Genomic DNA, 1,605 nt, shown 5'->3' on the forward strand with positions numbered 1-1,605 from the left:
GGACGGCTCTAAAACCCGCATCAACCAGCGCTTTCATGGGTGAAACGCCCAGTCAGACCGCGTTTGAGATCTGCCGTTTCCCGTTGCCGAGGAGTTCGTTGAGCTCACTGTGAGCGGTGTTGGGGGCGGCTATCCGTCGGACCTGACGGACGAGCAGTGGGCACTGGTGGAGCCGTTGCTCCCGCCCGCGCGGGTGGGACCGAAGGGTGGCCGGCGGGAGAAGCACCCACGGCGGCGGATCGTGGACGCGATCTTCTACGTGGTGCGGACGGGGTGTTCCTGGCGGCAGTTGCCGAAGGACTTCGCCCCGTGGCCGACGGTGTACTGGTACTTCACCTGGTGGCATGACGACGGCACCGTTGAGCGCATCCATGACGCCCTGCGCGGCAAGGTCCGCGAGGCCGATGGCCGCGACGCGGAGCCGAGCGCGGGCCTGATCGACTCGCAGTCCGTCCGCACCGCCGACACTGTCCCCGTCTCCACCAGGGGCTTCGACGCGGGCAAGAAGGTAAAGGGTCGCAAGAGGTTCATCGTCACCGACACCCTCGGCCTGCTCCTGGCCGTCCACGTCGTCGCGGCGAGCATTCAGGACCGCGACGGCGCGAAGCGGCCCCTGCTGTGGACCAGGCTCGACCACCCGAGTGTTCGCAAGGTCTGGGCCGACCAGGGCTTCGCCGGCCGCCTGGTCGACTGGACCGCCCGGATCCTCGGCCGCGACCTGGAGATCGTCCGCAAGGACCCCGGCCAGCGCGGCTTCCAGGTCCAGCCCAAACGGTGGGCGGTGGAACGGACCTTCTCCTGGCTCACCGCCCACCGCCGCCTCGCCCGGGACTACGAGACAAGCCCGGCCCGCTCCGAGACGATGATCCGCTGGGCGATGATCGGCATCATGGTCCGCCGACTCACCCGAGGCCAGCTGGCCACCCGTCCAGGCCCGCGCCCCTAGGCCCCGCAGCCGGACAAGTTGTCCGGCTCAGCTGAGCGGTTCGAGGACGTCGGGTGTTCCGTCAAGGGCAGGACCACAGCCTGCTGGAAGGTGCGAGGCCACGAGCTCCACGGCCTCATGGGCTGTAACAGAGCCACTGATCTGCTCTCGCCCCGAACCTTGCGGCTCATGCAGCCGAAGCACGCGGAACCGCCGTTCGCCATTGGGAAAGATCGAAGGCAGGTCATGGGACCAGGGGAAGCGGGTGCAACGACTGAACTGTAGCGATCCATGGCTGACCAGCGGAAACAGGTCCCGGAGGGCAGGGTTGGCGTATGCCGCCTCCACAAGAGTCTTGTCGATGAGGTACCCGCCCTTCTCGCGCACGAGCTGCCACTGGGCTGCCACAGGGTCGTCCGGCGCTGTCCGGAGCGTGTCGTTGTCGGCCATGCTCGGACATTAGCGGAACTCTGGAATGACTGATCCACGTGCCAGGCGCATTGGCTTACGAGGCAACGCTTCCACCCGTGCCCTATCTGTCACGTTGCCCGACACCCATTCTCAGCAGCACGGCGGTCGCTCCGACGGCACACCAGCCACGGGACAGGGCAGATCTCAAACGCGGTCTCACTGGGCGTTTCACCCATGAAAGCGCTGGTTGATGCGGGTTTTAGAGCCGT

Annotated in this window: 2 protein-coding genes; one reads left to right on the plus strand and one right to left on the minus strand. The window is 66.7% G+C overall.

Annotated features, from left to right (window positions below; all coding sequences use genetic code 11):
* The first annotated feature begins 109 nt into the window (after positions 1-109).
* Positions 110-946: an IS5 family transposase gene (locus ABD353_RS39530; protein ID WP_425555352.1), complete on the plus strand. Its 837-nt coding sequence runs from the start codon at positions 110-112 to the stop codon at positions 944-946.
* 27 nt (positions 947-973) lie between these two features.
* Here ABD353_RS39530 and ABD353_RS39535 read toward each other — a convergent pair whose 3' ends face one another.
* Entirely contained in the window at positions 974-1,375 is a 402-nt protein-coding gene (locus tag ABD353_RS39535; protein ID WP_344628558.1) for a DUF6193 family natural product biosynthesis protein, read from the minus strand.
* Positions 1,376-1,605: the final 230 nt, after the last annotated feature.

Source organism: Kitasatospora arboriphila, assembly GCF_039528095.1.
In the GTDB taxonomy this organism is placed as follows: domain Bacteria; phylum Actinomycetota; class Actinomycetes; order Streptomycetales; family Streptomycetaceae; genus Kitasatospora; species Kitasatospora arboriphila.